We start from the raw sequence: 305 nt of genomic DNA, 5'->3' as shown, positions 1-305 counted from the left end.
CTCCTAGTGTCGATGGGATTTTCTTTTCGCCGGTAAACTTCTTCTTCTCCTCTGTTGAGAAAGACTTGATGTGATTGTACCACCTGAGAGCATGTGGTGTGGTGGATGTAGGTGGCTTGGAGAATGCCTCAAAAACAGCAACATCGGCATTGGTTGGCTGGTATCCTTCAATGTAGCTGCGTTCACTTAAATACGCATCTAAATCCTTTACGCCTTTCTCGGATCCAACGGAAATTGCGATGGTCATTTTTAAATTTTGTTTTATTTAATAAATATTGTAAAATGACAACCGTTCCTCCAAGAAC

The 305-nt window shown here is 41.3% G+C and carries 1 protein-coding gene; it reads right to left on the bottom strand.

What is annotated here, in order from left to right; translation table 11 throughout:
• A partial coding sequence (locus P2081_RS20650) for a glutathione S-transferase family protein (protein ID WP_278924661.1) occupies positions 1–247 on the bottom strand: 247 nt, incomplete at its 3' end.
• Positions 248–305: the final 58 nt, after the last annotated feature.

The sequence above is a fragment of the Pseudophaeobacter profundi genome, assembly GCF_029697505.1.
GTDB classification, from domain to species: Bacteria; Pseudomonadota; Alphaproteobacteria; order Rhodobacterales; family Rhodobacteraceae; genus Pseudophaeobacter; species Pseudophaeobacter profundi.
This window is presented reverse-complemented; position numbering and strand designations above follow the sequence as displayed.